The organism is Rhodococcus sp. MS13, from assembly GCF_013277835.1.
Classification (GTDB): Bacteria; Actinomycetota; Actinomycetes; order Mycobacteriales; family Mycobacteriaceae; genus Rhodococcus_F; species Rhodococcus_F erythropolis.
In genome coordinates this window covers 32,637-52,031 of the sequence record NZ_VBTL01000013.1, presented here as the reverse complement: position 1 = coordinate 52,031, position 19,395 = coordinate 32,637, and the positions used below count along the sequence as shown (strand labels likewise).

General features: G+C 62.3%; 16 protein-coding genes and 1 pseudogene. 5 read left to right on the top strand and 12 right to left on the bottom strand.

Going from position 1 to position 19,395, the window contains the following annotated elements; translation table 11 throughout:
• Positions 1–30: 30 nt before the first annotated feature.
• Entirely contained in the window at positions 31–870 is an 840-nt protein-coding gene (locus FEZ59_RS25945; protein ID WP_020969056.1) for a dienelactone hydrolase family protein, read from the top strand.
• Positions 871–876: 6 nt separating this feature from the next.
• Positions 877–1,098, top strand: coding sequence for a hypothetical protein (locus tag FEZ59_RS25940; RefSeq protein WP_021343574.1), 222 nt, complete (start codon positions 877–879; stop codon positions 1,096–1,098).
• 46 nt (positions 1,099–1,144) lie between these two features.
• On the opposite strand, the gene FEZ59_RS25935 is transcribed toward FEZ59_RS25940, so the two are convergent.
• From FEZ59_RS25935 to eccCa, 9 genes are all read right to left on the bottom strand, one after another.
• Positions 1,145–2,113 carry a hypothetical protein gene (locus FEZ59_RS25935; protein ID WP_230544063.1) on the bottom strand — a complete coding sequence of 323 codons (969 nt, stop codon included), beginning with the start codon at positions 2,111–2,113 and terminating at the stop codon, positions 1,145–1,147.
• A 176-nt stretch (positions 2,114–2,289) separates the two neighbouring features.
• Positions 2,290–2,595: a hypothetical protein gene (locus FEZ59_RS25930; protein WP_172933406.1), complete on the bottom strand. Its 306-nt coding sequence runs from the start codon at positions 2,593–2,595 to the stop codon at positions 2,290–2,292.
• A gap of 110 nt (positions 2,596–2,705) precedes the next feature.
• Positions 2,706–4,043, bottom strand: coding sequence for a phosphoglucosamine mutase (gene glmM, locus FEZ59_RS25925; RefSeq protein WP_020906918.1), 1,338 nt, complete (start codon positions 4,041–4,043; stop codon positions 2,706–2,708).
• A gap of 154 nt (positions 4,044–4,197) precedes the next feature.
• Complete coding sequence (rpsI, locus tag FEZ59_RS30175; protein WP_060938798.1) at positions 4,198–4,710, bottom strand: 30S ribosomal protein S9; 513 nt, start codon at positions 4,708–4,710, stop codon at positions 4,198–4,200.
• A complete protein-coding gene (gene rplM, locus FEZ59_RS25915) occupies positions 4,707–5,150 on the bottom strand; it encodes a 50S ribosomal protein L13 (RefSeq protein ID WP_019747566.1) in 444 nt (147 codons plus the stop codon). The genes rpsI and rplM overlap by 4 nt, the downstream gene beginning before the upstream one ends.
• 289 nt (positions 5,151–5,439) lie before the next feature.
• On the bottom strand, positions 5,440–5,733 hold the full coding sequence (locus FEZ59_RS25910; protein WP_003940975.1) for a WXG100 family type VII secretion target: 294 nt from the start codon (positions 5,731–5,733) through the stop codon (positions 5,440–5,442).
• Positions 5,734–5,820: 87 nt separating this feature from the next.
• Positions 5,821–6,126 carry a WXG100 family type VII secretion target gene (locus FEZ59_RS25905; RefSeq protein WP_003940986.1) on the bottom strand — a complete coding sequence of 102 codons (306 nt, stop codon included), beginning with the start codon at positions 6,124–6,126 and terminating at the stop codon, positions 5,821–5,823.
• Positions 6,127–6,308: 182 nt separating this feature from the next.
• Positions 6,309–7,811 (bottom strand): type VII secretion-associated protein, encoded by a 1,503-nt coding sequence (locus FEZ59_RS25900; protein ID WP_172933405.1) that lies wholly within the window; start codon positions 7,809–7,811, stop codon positions 6,309–6,311.
• Complete coding sequence (eccCa, locus tag FEZ59_RS25895; RefSeq protein WP_242459947.1) at positions 7,808–11,827, bottom strand: type VII secretion protein EccCa; 4,020 nt, start codon at positions 11,825–11,827, stop codon at positions 7,808–7,810. The genes FEZ59_RS25900 and eccCa overlap by 4 nt, the downstream gene beginning before the upstream one ends.
• A gap of 2 nt (positions 11,828–11,829) precedes the next feature.
• Between eccCa and eccD the strand changes: the two are divergent.
• Both eccD and mycP read left to right on the top strand, forming a co-directional pair.
• Positions 11,830–13,353: pseudogene (eccD, locus tag FEZ59_RS25890) on the top strand (type VII secretion integral membrane protein EccD); the annotation flags it as partial.
• A 180-nt stretch (positions 13,354–13,533) separates the two neighbouring features.
• Entirely contained in the window at positions 13,534–14,946 is a 1,413-nt protein-coding gene (gene mycP, locus FEZ59_RS25885; protein ID WP_172933404.1) for a type VII secretion-associated serine protease mycosin, read from the top strand.
• A gap of 14 nt (positions 14,947–14,960) precedes the next feature.
• Here mycP and eccB read toward each other — a convergent pair whose 3' ends face one another.
• Positions 14,961–16,427 carry a type VII secretion protein EccB gene (gene eccB / locus FEZ59_RS25880; RefSeq protein ID WP_037277756.1) on the bottom strand — a complete coding sequence of 489 codons (1,467 nt, stop codon included), beginning with the start codon at positions 16,425–16,427 and terminating at the stop codon, positions 14,961–14,963.
• Between the two features lie 97 nt (positions 16,428–16,524).
• Here eccB and eccE point away from each other — a divergent pair, with 97 nt between their 5' ends.
• Positions 16,525–18,165, top strand: coding sequence for a type VII secretion protein EccE (gene eccE, locus FEZ59_RS25875; protein ID WP_020969048.1), 1,641 nt, complete (start codon positions 16,525–16,527; stop codon positions 18,163–18,165).
• A 16-nt stretch (positions 18,166–18,181) separates the two neighbouring features.
• On the opposite strand, the gene FEZ59_RS25870 is transcribed toward eccE, so the two are convergent.
• Together FEZ59_RS25870 and FEZ59_RS25865 are read right to left on the bottom strand one after the other, a co-directional pair.
• Positions 18,182–18,739 carry an NAD(P)H-dependent oxidoreductase gene (locus FEZ59_RS25870; RefSeq protein WP_020906901.1) on the bottom strand — a complete coding sequence of 186 codons (558 nt, stop codon included), beginning with the start codon at positions 18,737–18,739 and terminating at the stop codon, positions 18,182–18,184.
• 22 nt (positions 18,740–18,761) lie between these two features.
• Positions 18,762–19,340, bottom strand: coding sequence for a TetR/AcrR family transcriptional regulator (locus FEZ59_RS25865; protein WP_021343562.1), 579 nt, complete (start codon positions 19,338–19,340; stop codon positions 18,762–18,764).
• Positions 19,341–19,395: the final 55 nt, after the last annotated feature.

Sequence of the window (19,395 nt, the reverse complement as noted above, 5' to 3'; positions counted from 1 at the left end):
CGAGGCGCTCATCGGATAACGTCTTCAACCGTGGCACCGAAACTGAAGACACTGACCCGTGAGCTGTCCAAGCGCGGCCCGCACCGAGTTCTCCGCGGCAACCTCGCCCTGGCCGGACAGCCGGGTGTCGTGTACACGCCGGAAACCGGTTTCAATCTCCCCGCCGTTGCCTTCGCGCACGGGTGGATGGTCGGGTCCCACAAGTACGAGCAGACACTCCAGCACCTCGCTTCCTGGGGAATTGTCGCAGCGGCGCCCGACAGCGAACGCGGTCCGGTCCCGTCCCATCTCGGCTTGGCTGCAGATCTTCGAGCGACGCTCGACATCTGCGTCGGCGTACGACTCGGCCCTGGCCAGATCAGCGTCCACCCCGATCGAGTCGCCTTTGCCGGTCACGGCATGGGCGCGGGCGCGGCGGTACTGGCCGCAGCGCAGCGCGGGGATGTCGGTGCGGTAGCCGCGCTGTTCCCGGCCCCGACAGCACCCAAGGCGGAGAACTACGCGTCGAAGATCACAGCGCCCGGATTGATCCTTGCCGGCCAAGACGACGTCGATTCCTTGACCAGCAATGCGCGCCCGCTGAGCGTGGAGTGGGGCGGCCCCGTCGTCGCACGCACCGTGAACGACGGCCAAGACGCCGGACTGATCGAAGGCCGCCGACTCCTCGGAGCCCTGGGCCTCGGTGGATCCGAGCGCAAGACACAGTCCGCCACACGGTGCCTGCTCACGGGCTTCCTGTTGTTCCATCTGACCGGCGACAAGAAGTACCAGGACTTTGCTGATCCTGATGTCGAGATTCCACACACGGCGCCGTTGCTCCCGGTTGAACCTCACTCCGACGCGCGGGCCAGCCAGCTGTTGCGTAAGTAGGAGTCCGTGCCCGCCCCCGACTCCGGCGGCGAGCACGGCTTCGTCGGCGTCGTCGTCGGCTCTGACGCGGATCGCAGATACGGGCCGGATCTGACCGACCCTTCCGTGTCGTTATCGGCAGACGTCGTTTCGGACGGCGGCTCCTGGCGCGATTCCTCGCTCGCCACTGCCGCTCTGCGCTCACGGAAGTCCTCGAGCGCTCTGCGCTCACGGAAGTCCTCGAGTTGAGAATCGAGAGTTCGACGGATCTCTTCGAAGGGCGCGTGAACGGACTTCACAGCGGACCAGCTCCGGCCAGCTCAGCGCCCGTCTCTCCGTCGGGGCCGGCGATCGACTCGTCCGGGACTGTGACAGGCGGCTCCGGGTCCGGCGCGGGCGAGACTTCGGCGGTGGTTTCAACCGGTATCTCGGGCTGGGGATTATCGGGCTGGGGAATTTCGGGTTGAAGTGTCGCGGGCTGGGACGCTTCTTGCGGGTATGTCTCCTGCATGACCGCCTCCTGACCGGCATCAAAAACTATTCTCGGCCAACCGTTTTCGTCCAACTCCACGGTGACAGACACAGAGTTCCCGTCAGCACCGGCGACATCGAGACTCACCCCACGACCGTCGGGCGCAATCGAGAAGCCCCACGTGTTGCCGCCGATCGAGAAAGAGATCGGCGCAGCCGCGGCAGCGGATTCGATTGTCTCGGCGACTGGCAAGGTCGACGGGAAGGCGTCTGTCACCCATTGAGTCGCGGCATCAAAAGCATCGCCTACCGCGCTCGCACACTGCGCGCACGCCCTGTCGAATTCGTCGCGGGCATCCAGATACGCCGACCGAAAAACAGTGTCCAACCATGGCGCCGCGCCACGACCGCTGGAAGCGACGTGAGCCAGCTGATCGATCTCCCCCGCACCCAGACCGCCGATGGTCGCCCGGTCGAGGCTGGCCACCTTGAAAGCTTTGTCTGCCAAAGCCGTTCGAACAGTCCGCGCAAGTTCGTCGGCTAGCGTGATCAACAGTGGCGCCGAATCCGCATCGGACCGAGCTTCGCGCCGCGCGGCGAAGACCTGATCGACGACCGCATCCACGCCGGAAACATTCCACACTGCGGGAAGATTCTCGGCCAGGACCGTCAGCATCGCGATCTCCGCGACCGAACCGTCCACCGCCGCAGCCATGTCCGACATGTCTCGCGTCAGTGCCGCGATATCGATGCCCGCCTCTGCGCGATATGCATCCTCATAGGAGGTAAGCATCCGTTCTTCGAAACCCAACCGAGTGGCCAGGTCGTGAAATCGGCCGAAGAACTGCAGTCCGCTAGCGCCCGCTTCCAGAATTTCGTCGGGATGAGCATGTGAATCACGCAGTGCAAGAATATCTTCGAAAGAACACGGGCCGTTCGGTACTGCCTGGGCTGTAAGGCTGTTCGGTATCACGAGGCCGACCCGCCGGAGTCCCGCACCCGCCGCGCACCCTCACGATCCACCTCAGTGATTGCCTCAGCCGAAGAGGAAAGCCGGCGCGCCAACGTATCGAGAAGATCCGCACGGCCAGTCAAGCGAGAATTCAGGACCGCCAATGCCGACTCCAACGCGGCTCCGTGCTCGGCGTAGTCACGGCCCGAAGCGGCACCGTCCCCTCGCAAATGCTTGATCGGCTCGGCAGAATCGCGCAGACCCTGGGCCACCGACACCGCATGGCGTGCCAATTCATCTGTTCCAGCGCGGTCGACATCCACGAGCGCCCCCAAGTTTCAACGGAACCACTCGCACGTCGAGCGGCCTTTGACTCCTTGGACGCAGCAGGGCGCAATTACGTTCCCTCAAAACGCGAAGGCGCAATGAGGGGCTACACCGAACCGACGATCTCGGCCAACTCGTCAGCCAGCTTCTGCGCGAGCGGAAGTTCGGTGGCCTCGACCATGACGCGGACCAGTTGCTCTGTCCCGGACGGGCGCAGGAGCACTCGACCACCGTCACCGAGAACGCGCTCGGCGTCCGCGACTGCTGCAAGTACCGACGGCGACGCTGCGACTGCCGCCTTGTCCCCGACCTTCACGTTGATCAGCACTTGCGGGAGGGTGGTCATCGTTGCAGCCAGTACCGATGCCGACTTACGCGTACGAGCCATGCGTCCGAGCAGCCTGAGACCGGTGAGAATTCCGTCGCCCGTGGTGCCGAACGCCGGCAACACAACATGGCCTGACTGCTCGCCACCGAGGCTGTATCCGCCCGCGCGCAGTTCCTCCAAGACGTAGCGGTCGCCTACGGCAGCAGTCACGATGTTGATGCCTGCCTCGCGCATCGCGATGTGCAAACCGAGATTGCTCATGACAGTCGCGACGAGAGTGTTCTCGACCAACTCCCCGGCCTCGTTCATCGCGATCGCCAGAACAGCCATGATCGCGTCACCATCGACCACCGCGCCGGTCTCGTCGACGGCCAAGCAGCGGTCGGCGTCGCCGTCGTGCGCGAGGCCTAGGTCCGCCCCGTGATCGACTACCGCTTTCTGAAGATTCTCCAGGTGCGTCGATCCGCAGCCGTCGTTGATGTTGAGGCCGTCGGGATCTGCGCTGATCGCGATGACACGAGCGCCCGCTGCTGCGTAGGCAACCGGTGCGAGCGCGGAAGCAGCGCCGTTGGCGCAGTCGACGACAACGGTAAGTCCAGCGAGCGGCTCGCTCGCCGCGCTCGCCAGATGTGCAAGGTACAGCTGAGCGGCATCGTCGACCGCACGGACTCGGCCTATCCCGGCACCTGTCGGAAGGACCGGCGGCGCAGTGCCGTCGAGCGCGTCCTCGATCGCCACCTCGACAGCGTCATCCAACTTGTGCCCACCGGCCGCGAAAATCTTGATTCCGTTGTCCGGCATGGGATTATGCGATGCAGAAATCATGACACCGAGACTGGCTTCGAGCTTTGCCGTCAAGTATGCAACTGCCGGAGTCGGAAGGATACCCACGTCGAGCACGTCGACGCCTGCGGAACTCAACCCGGCCGTCACCGCGGCTTGAAGCATCTCACCGCTGGCGCGAGGATCGCGGCCGATCACGGCGGTCGGACGGGCATCCGAAGTGCCGGCTGTCAGTACGCTCGCCGCGGCAACTGCCAATCTCAATGCAAGATCTGCAGTCAGATCCGAATTGGCAAGTCCACGAACACCGTCAGTACCGAACAACCGACCCATAGAACGACTCCTGAATCCTGTGAACCTCGAGAATGAAACTCGAGAATGGAATTTCTCCGAGAAACACAAGAGCGAGCGTCCGGTAACGATGGACGCCCGCTCTTGTGGTGAACAGGTGCCGAAGCAGACCCGTCGGGTCAACCTCGGCAAAGCATCAGCGCTTGGAGTACTGCGATGCCTTACGAGCCTTCTTCAGGCCGTACTTCTTACGCTCGACCGCGCGGGCGTCACGCGTCAGGAAGCCTGCACGCTTGAGGGCCGGACGATCATCAGGGGTTACCTCGATGAGTGCGCGCGCGATAGCCAGACGCAGTGCGCCTGCCTGACCGGACGGGCCGCCACCGTGCAGCAGTGCAATGATGTCGAAAGACTCGGGACGCTCGACGAGCACCAGCGGAGCCTTGATCAGCTGCTGGTGAACCTTGTTGGGGAAGTAATCCTCCAACGTACGGCCGTTGAGCTTGAACTGACCGGTACCGGGAGTCATCCGAACGCGAACGACAGCCTCCTTGCGGCGACCGACGGTCTGGACCGGGCGATCGAGGACGATCGGTGCGAGCGTAGCTGCAGCAACCTCTTCGATGACCTCGACTGCGTCAGCGGCGACAAGCTCTTCCACTGCTTCGATGTTCTCTTCGGACACGTTCTGCTCTTCCGGCGATGTCACTGTGCGACCTGCTTGATCTCGAACGGCACCGGCTGCTGCGCGGTGTGGGGGTGATTCGGGCCCGCGTAGACCTTGAGCTTGCTGCTCATTGCGCGGCCGAGCTTCGTCTTGGGGAGCATGCCGACAATGGCCTTCTCGACGAGACGATCGGGGGTCCTGTCGAGGACCTCACCGACAGTGCGGGACTTCAGGCCACCCGGGAATCCGGAGTGGTGGTAAACGTTCTTGCCCTGCAGCTTGTTGCCGCTGATGGCAACCTTCTCAGCGTTGATGATGACAACGAAGTCACCACCGTCGATGTGCGGCGCGTAGGTGGGCTTGTGCTTGCCACGCAGCAAGTTCGCTGCCTGAACGGCAAGACGGCCGAGCACCACGTCAGTGGCGTCGATGACGTGCCACGAGTGGGTCACATCTCCGGCCTTCGGGGTGTACGTAGACACAGATCTTCCTCGTCTTAATTCATTCCACTGCTGACCATGTGCGTATCGCGTAAACGATCCTCGGCGGCCAGTTGAGACCCGAGAACCGCCGGTCTCCACGCATTTCTGCCGGAGCCCTACGGCACGCCACCGATAGACGATACCGGTCTACCCGCTGCCAGGTCAAAGCGCAGCCATCTCCGCCGACAATGCCCTCGTCGGGAACCAGCGGGTAAGCGATCGACATGCGACTGCCCCGGCAACCTGACGGTACCGGGGCAGTCGGGGTGTCGTCACGACATGAATGTTGTCAGCGACCGAACCCGTTTGCGGCGATCCGGTCAGCTTCCTGCATCTTCTCCGAGCCGCTCGCCGTCGCTCCGGCGATCTGCGCGAGAACCATGTTCAGTTCTTCGGACGCCTGGGCCCAGCGGCGCTGTGCGTCGTTCCAGGCTTCGGAACCTGCCCCTTCCCAGCCTGCTTGCAGCTTGTCGACGACAACCTTGATGTCGCCCTGCTTGTCGTTGATCGCTTTGGCCTGCTGTTTCATCTGATCGGACAGCATTGCGAGGCCGCCGAAGTCGTACTTGATCCTGTCGGACATAACTGCTCCCGGTTCGGTGTGACTGGAGAGAACTTTGTGAGAACTACTGGCTGAGGACTGCTTGATCGAACGGCGAAGAGCTGACGGTCAGGACATGTTCACCGTCGCGCCGCGAAGCGAGCTGACGTTGTCGTCTTCGGTCGAGTCGAAGGTTCCCGCAGCCTGTTTGATCTGCTCGCAGATGTCGGTCAGAGCAGTGTCCAACTTCAGGGCCGCGCTGTTGTATCGCTCCATGATTCCTGCGTATTCGACCTGCGCCGCACCGTTCCACGAATTGTGCGAAGCGTCGGCCTCCGACCGAACAGCGTTGACCAGTCCCCTGATGTCACCGAGATGTCCGTCGATGGTCCCCGCCGAATCGATCAATTCAGCGGTAGTTGCGGTAAAGCCCATGTCGTCCCCCTGGATTCGGTGAGTACCGTTCGGTATCGGCGACCACCCACGACGGCTTGTCCGTCGGATGTGCACCGGGGTCGAGCGGAACTCCCTGATGTGCGCTACACATACTTTGACGCGACCTCCGTGCCAACGGTTCCGGCCCGATCGAAGAATGTTTGCAGAACCGACCGATCCGGTCAGGGCGTGAATTCGAGTGACTGCCACATCCGCAGGCAGTCCGCTTCGAGACTGTCCCACTCACCGACCAGATACTGGCAGCCGATACTCACTTGCCGACCGTTGTCGACGTACACGTGCCAACGCACCTCGGAGAAATCGTCCGGAAACTCGACGTACACCACTGCCTGTTTTCCTGCGGCATCGTCGATCACAGAAAACTCTCCGAACCGCAATGGGTCCTCGAACGCCGAAAACTGCTGACGCAAAGCGGCTTCGACGGAATCGAATCCAGCACCTTCCGCAAGACTTTTCTCGATGACCACGATCTTGCGATCAGCGCCGGAACTGGGTATCAAATCGGTGCGCCCGCTCGAGGTCCCTCGTGACAGAAGCTTCCAATCGGAAGGCAGCTCTGCTGCAACGCTCCCCACCTCCACACGCGTGAGTTCCGGCGTGACACCGGACTCGATCGACGGAATCGAAGTCTTCGGCGCAGGCTTTTCCTGCTCTTTCGACGCCTCCACGATCTCGGCTTTGCCTTCCGCCGTAGCTGCAACCGAGTCCGCCAACCGAGAATCGCCTCGATCGCGAGTCGACACCACGACCGTTGCCGCGACCGCAGCGACGACGGCGAGCACCGCAAGCGCCGCCGCGAACCATCGACGGCCTCCGTGCCACCCGCCGACTCGACGGGGCGAGGAGGCAGTCGAGTGCACGGAAGGAATCGACATCGCGCCATCCGGATCGCCTACCCACCCGGCGCCAAAAGCTGAATTGTCGACGATTCGACCGGAACTGTCCCGCGCAGTTGTCTGGCGAACGAGCGTCCGAGGATCCACCAGAGACGACGCCACCCGACTCTCGTCCAGAATTCGAATGCTCGCGTGGCCGTGGACATTCGTCGACCCACGTTCGAGCGAAGCCGCAACGGCATGCGAGCGCGGCCCGACCAACACCACAGCGTCCCGAACCGACAAGTCCCCGATTCCGGAAAACAACCCCGCAGCGTCTGCGATCGCCGAACTTTGTGCCCCGTCGATTCGGAGTTCACCGTCGACCTCGCTGACAACAGAAGCGACCACCATTCCGCCACGCAGTTCGAGGACGACACACCGTGATCGCCAGGCTGTACGAGCCGACCTCGCCGCCGCGACCGACGTCGGAACGAGGACGACGTCGTGCGCCACTCGCCGTGCGGCATCGAGCAATCGCCGCCTACGTGGGGCACCCCAATCCGAGGGATGGCTGAGATAGAGGATGTCTGCATCGACGATTCCGCACCCGTCCATCGCACTGGAGATCAGCCTGGCCAGCTCCAAGACGGTGGGGACAATCCGACCATCTACGTCGACATAATCGTCGTCGACGTAATCGATCGCATTTTCACCGGTCGTACCGGGACCCGACGCCGGTTCGCGTCTGAGGTCTGCACTGCAACAGAATTCGCGTTGACCCGAGACGACCCAGATATTGGATGCACCCCAATGTAGCGAGACCGACACCAAGGACGGAACGGTCACAGCGGTGGCATCCACGGAACTTGGACAAGTTGGGTTTGCGACCGAGAAACGTAGACCCCACGACCTTCCGGCAATGCCGACGCGCGGACGGTGCCGACGAGATTTCCCTCGTCGCGACTTCCGCTCATGATCAATCCGGCCGGTGCCATGTCGCGAATTCTCGCAATGACCGGCTCGTAGAGTGCTCTGGCCGCGCCACCGGAACGGCGGGCAATCACCAGGTGCAAACCGATGTCCTTGGAATGCGGAATGTACTCGAGCAACGGCGCCACCGGATTACCACTCGGTGTGGCCACAAGGTCGTAGTCGTCGATCAGTACATAAATCTCCGGTCCACTCCACCACGACCTTTCCCGCAATTGCTGCTGTGTTGTTTCGGCGTTCGGCATTCTGGCGGCGACGATCCGAGCCAAGTCGACCATCAACTCACCGAAGGTCGTCGACGACGCCGAGTAACCGCCGAGGTGATTCCCTTCGACCACTCCCAGCAGGGAATGCCGATAGTCACCGATAATCAACTTGGCCTGCGCCGGTGTGTTCGACGCGATGATCCCTTCCGCTATTCCGCGCAAAAGAGATGTCTTGCCACACGCGGTGTCGCCGAATATCAAGAGGTGCGGGTGTTCCCGGAAGTCCATGTACACCGGGGAGAGGTCGGTCTCACCGAGCCCGATCGGCACGGTGAGGCACCGACCGTCGGCCGCACTCGGTGAGGGCCACCGGGTCCCGACAGCTTCGAGAAGTTCTGCCCGCGAGTACGAATCCGGAAGCATCCGCACGGTGGGCGCCGGGCGCGAATTCGACATGGCTGCAATATGTTCGACCGTCGACGCCACAGACCCACCGGAATTCTCACTACCGGGCGAACCGCCGATTCGAGGTAGTCCGGTGAGAAGGTGAAGCCCGTCGCGCGTGATGCCACGACCCGGTCGACCTTCCGGCACCAGGCTGGCTTTCTGGCGACCCGCATCCGAATCTCCCGGATCACCCAATCGAAGTTCGATGCGAGTACCCAGTTGATCCTTGAGTGCCGGCCGGATCTCGGCCCATCTCGACGTCGTGACGATCACGTGCACACCGAAGGACAAACCTTGACCGGCGAGCATGTTGATCTGAGGCTCGAGTGATTCGAAATCCGAACGAACGCTGGGCCAACCATCGACGACGAGGAAGACGTCACCGTACGGGTCATCTCGGAGTCCCGCCGCCACACCTTCCCCGGCAGGATCAGCTGTTCGCAATCCTCGGAAATCAGCCATGGAGTCGATGCCGAGGTCACGAAACAGTCGCTCTCGTTTCGCGACCACACCGAGTACCTCGGCAACCGTGCGGCGGACGCGGTCGGAATCCAAGCGGTTTGCCACCGATCCGACGTGCGGCAGATCTTTCAATCCGAGGAGCGTTCCACCTCCGAAGTCGAGGCAGTAGAACTGAATCTGTTCCGGCGTGTGCGTCATGCTCAGAGACAAGATCAACGTGCGCAAGGCCGTCGACTTTCCCGACTGCGGGCCGCCGACGATCGCGAGGTTGCCCGTTGATCCGTTCAGATCGGCGACGAGAAGATCGCGGCGCTGATCGAACGGCCTGTCGACTACGCCGAAGGGTGCGCTCAGATTTCCGCGAGGTTGATCACCGGCCGCCCACCGCGGCAACAACTGGTCAAGCGTCGGGGATGCCTCGAGCGGCGGTAACCACACCTCGTGCGCGCGTGGACCGTGAGAGCGCATGCGGTCGACGAGGACTCCCATGAGAGTACGTGCATCGTCACCGATTTCGCCCATGTCGATGACATCGGGCTCGACGGGAACGACAACAGCCTCTGGCCCGACCACGGGCGTCGCGGTAAACGGCAGCGGCGCGAGTTCGACGGGGGAATCTACCGAGAATCGAGTGGGCACTATCCGCTCGCCCTCGTACGGGCCTGACACGTATGCACCTTGGAAGCGAACGATCTCCGCAGAATCGGACTTCAGGTATCCCGCACCGGGTGTGCCCGGCAGGTGATAAGCATCGGGAACGCCGAGAACGGAACGGGACTCGTTCGCCGAGAACGTTTTCAAACCGACGCGATACGAAAGATGGCTGTCGAGACCCCGAAGCTTTCCTTCGTCGAGCCGCTGACTGGCCAGCAGCAGGTGAATGTGAAGTGACCTGCCCAATCGCCCGATGGCCACGAACAATTCGGCAAATTCCGGCTGTTGACTGAGCAGTTCGGAAAACTCGTCGACAACGACGAAGAGTGCAGGCAACGGATCGAGTGCAGCGCCGGCCAGCCTCGCCTTCTCGTAATCGGACACGTTTGCGAAGTTTCCTGCCGCACGCAGCAGTTCCTGTCGACGATTCATTTCGCCGGCGAGTGCGTCCTTCATACGATCGACCATCGCCAATTCCTCGGCAAGGTTGGTGATGATCGCAGCAACGTGCGGCGCCTCCTCCAGGCCGAGAAAGGTTGCACCACCTTTGAAGTCGATCAGGACGAGGTTCAGTGCGTTGGGTGAGTGCGTCGCGATCAGGCCGAGTACCAAGGTTCGCAGGAACTCCGACTTACCAGAACCGGTGGCTCCGATACACAGCCCGTGCGGACCCATACCGTTCTCGGCCGACTCCTTCAGATCCAGTTCGACAGGGTTTCCATCTTGTCCGACACCGATCGGCACGCGGAGTCGGTCGCGCCCCTGACGTGGCAGCCAGCCATGTTCAGGATTGAACCTCGCAACATTTCCTATCCCCAACATCTGGCTCCAGGTCCGAAGGGATCGGTCGTCGTCAGTCGCGTCCACGGCGTTCTGCGATGCCGCACGGAACGGTGCGATGCGACGTCCGAACGACTGCGCCAGGCTCGTTGTCGCGGCGTCAGGCGTCGCAAAATTCTCGACTCCTGCGCTGCTCACCGCGCCGATCTGATCGCTACCGACGACCAGTCGCAAACCACGCGCCGCCGCCAGCCGCGGGCAGAACCCGCACAGGTCGAGGACGGTCACCGAGTCGAGCCCGGTTTCGGACAACAGGCCGGTGTCACCTTCGAGCAAGCCACCGTCCACGACCAACACGAGATGCGGAACGCCCGCACTCGCTGGAGTGTTGCGAGCAAATCGAGCACGCATCGAAAGCGTTTCCCCGAGGGAACTTTCGAACTCGAGATACGAACCGAACACCATGCGTGAAGTGCCGGCGCCGTCCTGAGATTCCGGGTGTTGCACGTGTGGGAGCCACTTGACCCACTCCCACTCGGCTTCGGTATCGGGACCGCACACCACTGCAACTTGGACGGTGTCCGGACCGTGGAAAGTGCACAGCTGCATCAACATCGAGCGGACGAGCGCTCGAGCGGAATCCCTCTGCCCCTCAATGGACATTGCAGCAAATCCGCGAAGCGAGACGGCGGTCGGCAGGTCCTTTACAACCGAATGCGCACGGACGAATCGCCGAAGTGAGACAGCAGCGACGGGTTCGAGATCCTCGACCGGCCCGGTCTCCGGCGATACAAGTCTGGTGGCCAATCGCTGTGCACCCAGACCGACCCGAACGTGGCAGTAGTCCGAGTCGGTGATCTGACGTTCCCACATCCGCACAGTCCCGGCCAGTGTCCAAAGCTGCGACGGCTCGGGATTGCTCCACTCGAGAGCAGCACGCTGCGCACCAGACGTCGCAGCAACATCGCTGCGCATCTGATCCAGGTACCGCAGGTAGTCCTTGCGGTCCTCGTTCGCTTCGGACGCTCGTGCTCCACCGCTACGACCGCCCCCGGCGAGCATCCCGAGCATCGACACCATCATCATGACCGGAAACAGCAGGGACATCGGATTGCGCGCCATGCCGGAAGAGAACATCAGCGCCACCATGCCGATCATGGCAACCACCATGATCACCGGAAGTAGTTTGGTCAGTAGGTTTCCCGGCGTGACGCGAGGAATCTCCGGTGGGGCCTGAAGCGTCACCTCGCCGCCCGGTGTACGCGGCGATTCACGGCGCGCTCGACGCGCAAATCTGACAGTGCTCAATTCACCCACCCCCATCGGTGCTGCAACTGTTGCCGCCACGCGCCTCGTCCGACTACCGCCGGCCCGCCCCCCAAGGCGTAGTCACGCAATTGCAAGAGAGTAGATCACAACACCGACACTCGGGTCGGTGCCACCTGTTGTCTGCGCTGTCGCCGACACAGGCGCACAGTTCATGTCGTATTGTTCGGGTGAACTGGGGTGACGTGACAGGGGAATCGCGTCATGGGAGGGGACAGATCTTGACCAGCATCACTGAAACCAGCGCTGCGCACACCGCAAACGGACGACGCGTAACCCATTCTGCCGAACTGTGCAGGTTGACGGTACTTTCAGCCCATTCGCAGGTGGATCTTGCGGTGCCGCTTCGTGTTCCACTCGCGGTGGTCATTCCGGGCATTGTGGACACAATTGTCAACCACAGCAATTTCAACGAGTTCGACCACAGCGCCGAACAATTCGAGCCCGTCGACTGGACTCTGTCGAAAGTCGGCAGGGCACCGCTGGCGCCGACGCTGTCGCTGCACGAGCATGGAATCCGCGATGGGGAATTGCTCGTACTCGCGGCCGCGGACACCGCTGCCCCGCCCCCACTCTTCGACGACATCATGTACACCGTCGCGGCGACGGATGCAGACATCTACCGACGCTGGACTCCGATCACCGCGCGCATTGTCGGGTCGTCCGCCGCCCTCGTCGCTGCGCTCGTCGCGGCCCTCGCCCTGGTCCTCGGCGATACAGGTCTGATCGGCGCTGTCTGCGGTGGAGTGACGTCTTTGGTGCTCACCGTCGCCGCCGTCGTGGCAGCGCGGGTGTACGGAGACACTGCAAGCTCCATCACGCTCGGATGCACAGCGGTGCCACTGGCGTTCGTCTCCGGCGCCCTCTGCGTACCCGGCACTGTTCTTTCTGCTCATCTCCTTCTCGGTTCGGCATTCGCAGCCGCGGTGACTCTGATCTGCCTCCGCTTGTGCGGTGCCGGATTAGCCGTCTTCACCGCACTTCTCGTCGTCCTCCTTGCTGCGGTGGGCACCTTCGCCGTCGCGACGACGCTTCCCGAGGCGCGCACCGCAACCGTCAGCAGCGCGGTGATTGCCGCAGCATTGATCGTTCTCACGTTCACCGCTCGACTGTCGATGCTGTTCGCGCGATTACCGCTTCCCCCGGTTCCGACGCCGAGTAATCCCCTCGACGACGATCGCGACGGACTGCCCGAGCCCGAACTGCCCGGGCTGACCGAGTTGACTGAAAGGGCAGGGCGGGCTCGTAGCTACCTGACCGGACTGATCGTGGCCACGTCAGTGGTCGCGCTCACTGCCGCAGTCGCGCTCGCGTGGCCCTGGCCCGGTCAGGGAATCGTCTGGCCGAACCTTGCTCTCGCATTCGCGACGGCCGTCGTGCTGATGTTTCGCGGGCGCACCTACGCGGGCGCACATCAGGCGGTCCCACTCATCTCGGCAGGCATCTCGGTGGTTCTCGCTCTCCTGGGCGGCATGGCATGGACCCATCGCGACCATGCATTGGTCGTCTTCGCCATCACGATGACTGTTCTCCTCCTGTCACTGATTCTGGGAATCCTCGCCCCCCCAGAACACATTCAGCCCCGTGATGCGACGCGCGGCCGAACTGTTGGACCTCGCTGCGATTGCAGCAATCGTTCCGCTGATCTGCTGGGTCAGTGGGCTCTTCGCGCTCATGCGCGGTCTTTGAGCGATCGGATCTCGATGGTGATTCGACGCGCGACGAACATCTGTGCCGCACTCGTGATCGTTGTCTTAACAGTCCTCGCCGGGGCGGGTGGCGCATCGAGTGCGGTTCCTTCCCCCATCGATCCTGCAATGCTGCCGGAGGACGGTCCACCCGCGCCTCCCCAACCCACCGAACAACGAACCCTGTGCGTCCCCGCCGTAGCGGGTGGTGACGGCGCGGATATTCCACGTTCTCAACAGGATCTCGGATTCGATTCGGTGTGGTCGATCACCCGAGGGGCGGGGCAGCGAATTGCTGTCATCGACACCGGCGTCAGCAGACATCCCCGGCTACCGGCCCTCGAAGGCGGCGGTGACTATGTCGGGACCTCCGACGGCACCGACGATTGTGACTCACACGGAACAGCCGTCGCCGGTCTCATCGCCGCCGAGCAGGTCGACGGTTCCGGATTTTCCGGAGCTGCGCCGGACGCACAGATCATCTCGATCAGGCAGTCCAGTGCCGCTTTCTCGGTGGCCGGCCAACGCGAAGACCCTGCCGTAGCCGAGAATTCGTCTGGCTACGGAAACGTCGACACCATGGCACTGGCCGTACGTCACGCTGCTGACTTGGGTGCAAGCGTTATCAACATCTCCGAGGTCGCTTGCAAGCCTGCCGGGGACGGGATCAACGACCAACGACTGGGCGCTGCAATCGAATACGCCACGATCGCGAAGAACGCCGTAGTCGTCGCTGCTGCAGGGAACGTCGGATCCGGAGGTTGCAAGAACCAGAATCCACCGCCGGATCCCCTCGATCCACAAGCCGATCCATGGAACTCGGTTACGACGATTGCCAGTCCTGCCTGGTACGACGACTATGTCCTCACCGTCGGGTCGGTCGACCCCAATGGCACCGCCAGCTCCTTCAGCCTCGGCGGTCCATGGGTCGACGTTGCGGCGCCCGGCACCGGAATCATCTCACTTCACCCGACGTCGCCTGGTCTGACCAACGGAGTCTACGGCTCCGACGGCGCCGTACAGTCGTTCAACGGGACCAGTTTCGCTGCGCCCTATGTCGCGGCAACCGCCGCGCTGGTCCGGTCGGTTCACCCGGAACTGACTGCACTTCAGGTCATGCAACGTATCGAAGCCACCGCCCACGCTCCGGCGCAGGGTTGGAATCCCTACGTCGGTCACGGCGTCATCGATCCACTCGCCGCGGTAACGGGCGAATTGGCACCGGGGGAACGCGTCAAGGTCAATCATCAGTCGGTAACGATCGATCCCCTACCCACGCCGCCGACCCCCGACAACCGATCTCGCGACGCGGCACTCGTCGGAGCCGGAACGGTCGGCACCCTAGCCCTACTGACGCTATTGGCGTCGATGCCCATTCGTCGAGCAATTCGTCGGAGACTTCCCGAACGACGGGACGTCGATCTCTGAATCGTCAACGGTGTTCAGTTCACCGGAGCGGCCGGCGTTGAATCGGGGGCGACTCCGTCGTGAGCTATCAGTGCATTGCTCTTCTCGAGCGCCGGACCTGATGCAAGTAGATCGAGCATCTGCCAAGGCGCACGATCAGGCGTTCGCGTCAATCCGAGCGCGCGAGCAGAGGTTTCGTCCGGCACTCCGTATTTCACACCGGTATCCGCTACGTAGAACACTCCGTCGTGCCTGGTGCTGTTCGTCTCGATTCCGGTCGCTTGAACAAACCCACCGAAGCCCTGTTCGACGTGGACGCTGTCGAGATTGTCGCCCGATCCGTCCGCCTGCGCCAACGACACCAACTTGCCACCCTCCGGGATCGGAACCTGCAATCCAGCGACGAGTTTCAATGTTGCAGAACTACTTTCGCCGCCCTCGACTGCAGGTGAGGGAGCCCATTCCAGACAGCCGACAGGTGCGCCATGATCATCGACGATCTCCGGAACCACCTGCGGCAACGAGTCGACGGCCAGTTCCCTCACCGAAGGAATACGACTGATGGCATCAGGGGTGACGCTCGCGATCCCGGTGGCGCCCTGCGAATCCGAGAAGTAGATCAGTTGGGCGAGCGCCGCACCGACCTTCTGGATACCGTTCTCGAGCACCACGTAGTACTGCAGGTCCGCGCCCACCGAAACCTGAACGACGGAGCCGACAGTCTTGTTCTGTAGCGGGAACCGGGGCGCTGATCCCAGTTCGCGGATTCGCGGAGCCTCGATGCGCGGAACTTCGGGGATCGAATTGAGAAATCCGGCACTGATCGGTCGCGCCTGTGCTCCCTCCAGCCCCAAAGCCCGCATGATCGCCGGATTGTCCACATCGATTTCCGCTCGCTTCCCGTCGTAGACGAGAAAGTGATCGGAACCCGACTTCACCAGGAATGCACGGTCCCTCGTCAGATATGTCGTGTTTTCACCGACATTGGACGAGCCGACCAGGACCGAAGTCGTCAACGATTTTCTCCCGTCGGATCCGACGGAATCGCATACCGTCCACAAGGCGTTGCTCGGGTCGGCTGATTCCGGCAGCGCGGACGGTGCGCCGGGAATGCCGACGAGCGCGCCCCTCGGTTTCGCCTCGACCTCAGACGCCTTGACTATTGCCGGTTTTACTGGCGAACCCAGAATCAGTCGGGCGGAGGCCAAGTTCAGCACAGGGCGAAAAGTACCCTCCATGGCGACGAACATTGCGCCAGATTCCTTTGCAACAACGATTTCTGCATCGCCGATCTTGTCCTGTGGCCGAAACAGAGCAAGTACCGCGCAACCCGCCAATCCCAGTGCAGCGAGGACTATTCCGACGGTGAAGGCGCGGGACTGTGACCGCATCGGATCGTGAAGCATCCGCACGTCTCGTCTGACCAGCGCATGTTCCATCCGCCTGACCAAGAATCGGTACCCATTGACCTGCCAGCGCGTGGTAGGTGTTGCAGCCATCATTCCCCCCGTGCCTTACATCCCCTTGCGAAGACACAGTACAGTTTGGCTGGGGCGGAAATTTTCGGGTAGTTCGCAGGTCAGGTATCGGGGAGGAACCGTGGACCGATCGCGGTTGAAGCATTGGCCGTCGTCACACAGGATTTCGACGCACGAATTCGTGTCGGCACAGATTCTCGGAATCAGTGCAGGCGGAATCGCGATGGCCAGTGGGCTGGATTGGCTCTGGGCGCTGGCAATCGGTTGTGTGGTTGCCGGATCAATGCTCCTCCATGTGGGCGGTTGGTCGGTAATGTCCTGGATTGTCAAGTACTTTCGCTATTTGCGCCGCAAGGACGCCGACGGCAGCACGATCGTCAGTTTTCACACTCCCTCCGAACAGTCGATCGGGCTCCGAGTGGACGGATCTTCACTCGTCGCTGTCGTCGAGATCGCTCCCCCACGCGACTACCTGACCAGGATCGGGCGCCATTCATTCGACGCTTCCCACCTTCTGCCCACGGCAGCCCTGGTCAATTGTCTGTATCAGCACGACATCTCACTCACCGGCATCGACATTGTCAGTCATGGATACCGCGCCGCATCAGGAACGCCGGCCACCGAAGTCTACGAACGTCTCATCGGGCCACTACCAGCCACCGCCACCAGAAGTGTTTGGCTTGCACTACGTTTCGACGCTTTGGAGGGTCGTGCAGCAGTCGAACGCCGAGGCGGGGGCGAACAGGGCGCGGGCCGCGCGATCGCTGTTGCCGCCAATCGTGTCATCCGGGTGCTCGATTCAGCGGGATGCAAGGCGCGGATCCTCACCGCACCGGAGATCGCGTCGTCCACTGCCCAGGTCGCAAGAGGAGTCGCCAGCCACGAGGTCACCGAAACGTGGCGAAGTACCCCCTTGCCTGGTGTGTCCAACGTCGGATACGGAATCGAACCCCGTTTCATCACCACCTCGACCCTGACCCGAGTATGGGCAGTGGCAACGGTCGGGACGTCCGTGACAATTCGGTTGCGCCCCACGGGCGAACGCGGAGAGGCGAAGGTCAGTGCGACATGTCGCTTCACCACGCGCAATCCACCTGAGAACGCACCGCTGGCCGGTTTGGTCTCGCTTCGTGGGCGCCAGCGCGACGGATTGCTGACCAACCTGCCAACCGCATTGGCCGCGCTGGACCGCATCACGCCGCACATTCGCATGGACGGGGGCACACTCGACTCACTCGCTCTACCTCTTGCCGGGTGCGGCCAGCTCATCGGCTCGGACCGAAACGGGCACGGTGTCGCGGCCAGAATTTCGGGGCCAGGCGTCAACACCGTTTTTGTCGCCGGCGAACTCTATCTGGCTCAGCAATTGATCTTTCGAGCCATCGCGACCGGCGCACTGGTACTCATCCACACCGATCGACCGGAAGCATGGACCGCGCTCACCGACTCCATGGGAGTGCCTGACCGACTCCGCGTGTCCGGGCAGGGTGGTGGGCTCGAGGGCGCTTTCAACACTGTCGTGTTCGACGGAGTCGAGGGGTTACCGCCGCGTGCCGGCGTGACCGCGATCTACGTGTACGGACATCCACGCCAATGGCCTCGGATCGACCCTGAAATCTCGATAGTCCAGCCATTCGCACTCGGTGACAAGATCACAGTCGAAACCGGCCGCACGCGCGTCGAACTGACTCTGGTAACCATTGCTTCCGAGACCTCGTTCATCGGCCGTCCTCGAGCCGGCGACGCTCACCAGATGGCGTGATCGCGTATGTCCAAGATCAGCCAGGATAGGGATCACTCGCACGCTGCATCCGCAATCCGCTCCCCCACCAATGCAATTCACGAATCATCTTCTCGCTCGCATCGATCGCGATCGAATCGACGCCGTACGGCTCGTGTCCGAATTGCTTGCGTACCCGGTGAATGGTCACGCTTTGACGCACCGAGACCATGTGCAGCTCCGCCACTACCTGCCTCAGTTGTTCGACGGCCCGAACACCACCTGAAATCCCGCCGTAGGACACGAATCCGATCGGCTTGGCACGCCACTCGTGTTTCACGGAATCGAATGCGGTCTTGAGGGCAGCCGGGTACCCGTGGTTGTATTCGGAGGTCACAGCAACAACAGCGTCGGCTCGTCCGATTCGCTGGCGGAAAACCTCCGTGGCAGGTGAATCCGAGAAATCCTGGGGCAACGACAGCTCTCTGAGGTCGATCACCGATACGTTCCACGACGGGTTCGCGGTTGCGCGCTCGACAAACCAATCCGCCACTGCTCGTCCTATTCGCCCCTCGCGGACCGAACCTACGATGACTTCGACCTTCAAAGGTGCCATGAACGTCGATGCTAGCGACTCGTCACGCAGTGATCCCGTCCGTGATGAGTGCGGCCAGTTCCCGATACGCGCTGGCATCGTCCAACCCGGTAGCCCGATAGACCGCGCGTTGCTGGATCCGAACCATTGTCGCTGCGGCCGCATCAGCGACAAATGACGCGTGTACCCGCCGGAATGCGCCCGAATCCACTCCCTCGACGATGAGCGCTCGCACACGATCCGCGGCGATCGACGTGTTCTTCTCGTAAACCTGACTCGCCGACACCGATTCAGCCAGGTCTTCCATGAATTGACGGGACGCCGCGGTCAGTTGATCACCGACTGCTTCGAGATACACCGCGACTCGACGAGTCGGTGCCGCTTCGGCAGCGACGGCACTCTCCACCGCATCGGTCGCCGCACGGAAGAAGTGCACCGTCACAGCCCGCACCAGATCCTCTTTGCCGGCCGCCACGGTGTACAAGGTGCTCTTGGAGCAGTGCAGACGAGCTGAGATCTCGTCGAGCGTGAGGTGGGCGAAACCCTCGCTCAAGAACAGTTCGACCAATTGATCGAACAACTCTGCCCTGCGCGCAGTCGTCTTGTGAACCAGCCTTGCCATACGCAAGACAGTACTGCAGTATCGTTCTCAGTACTACTACCTAGCTAGGAGCCGA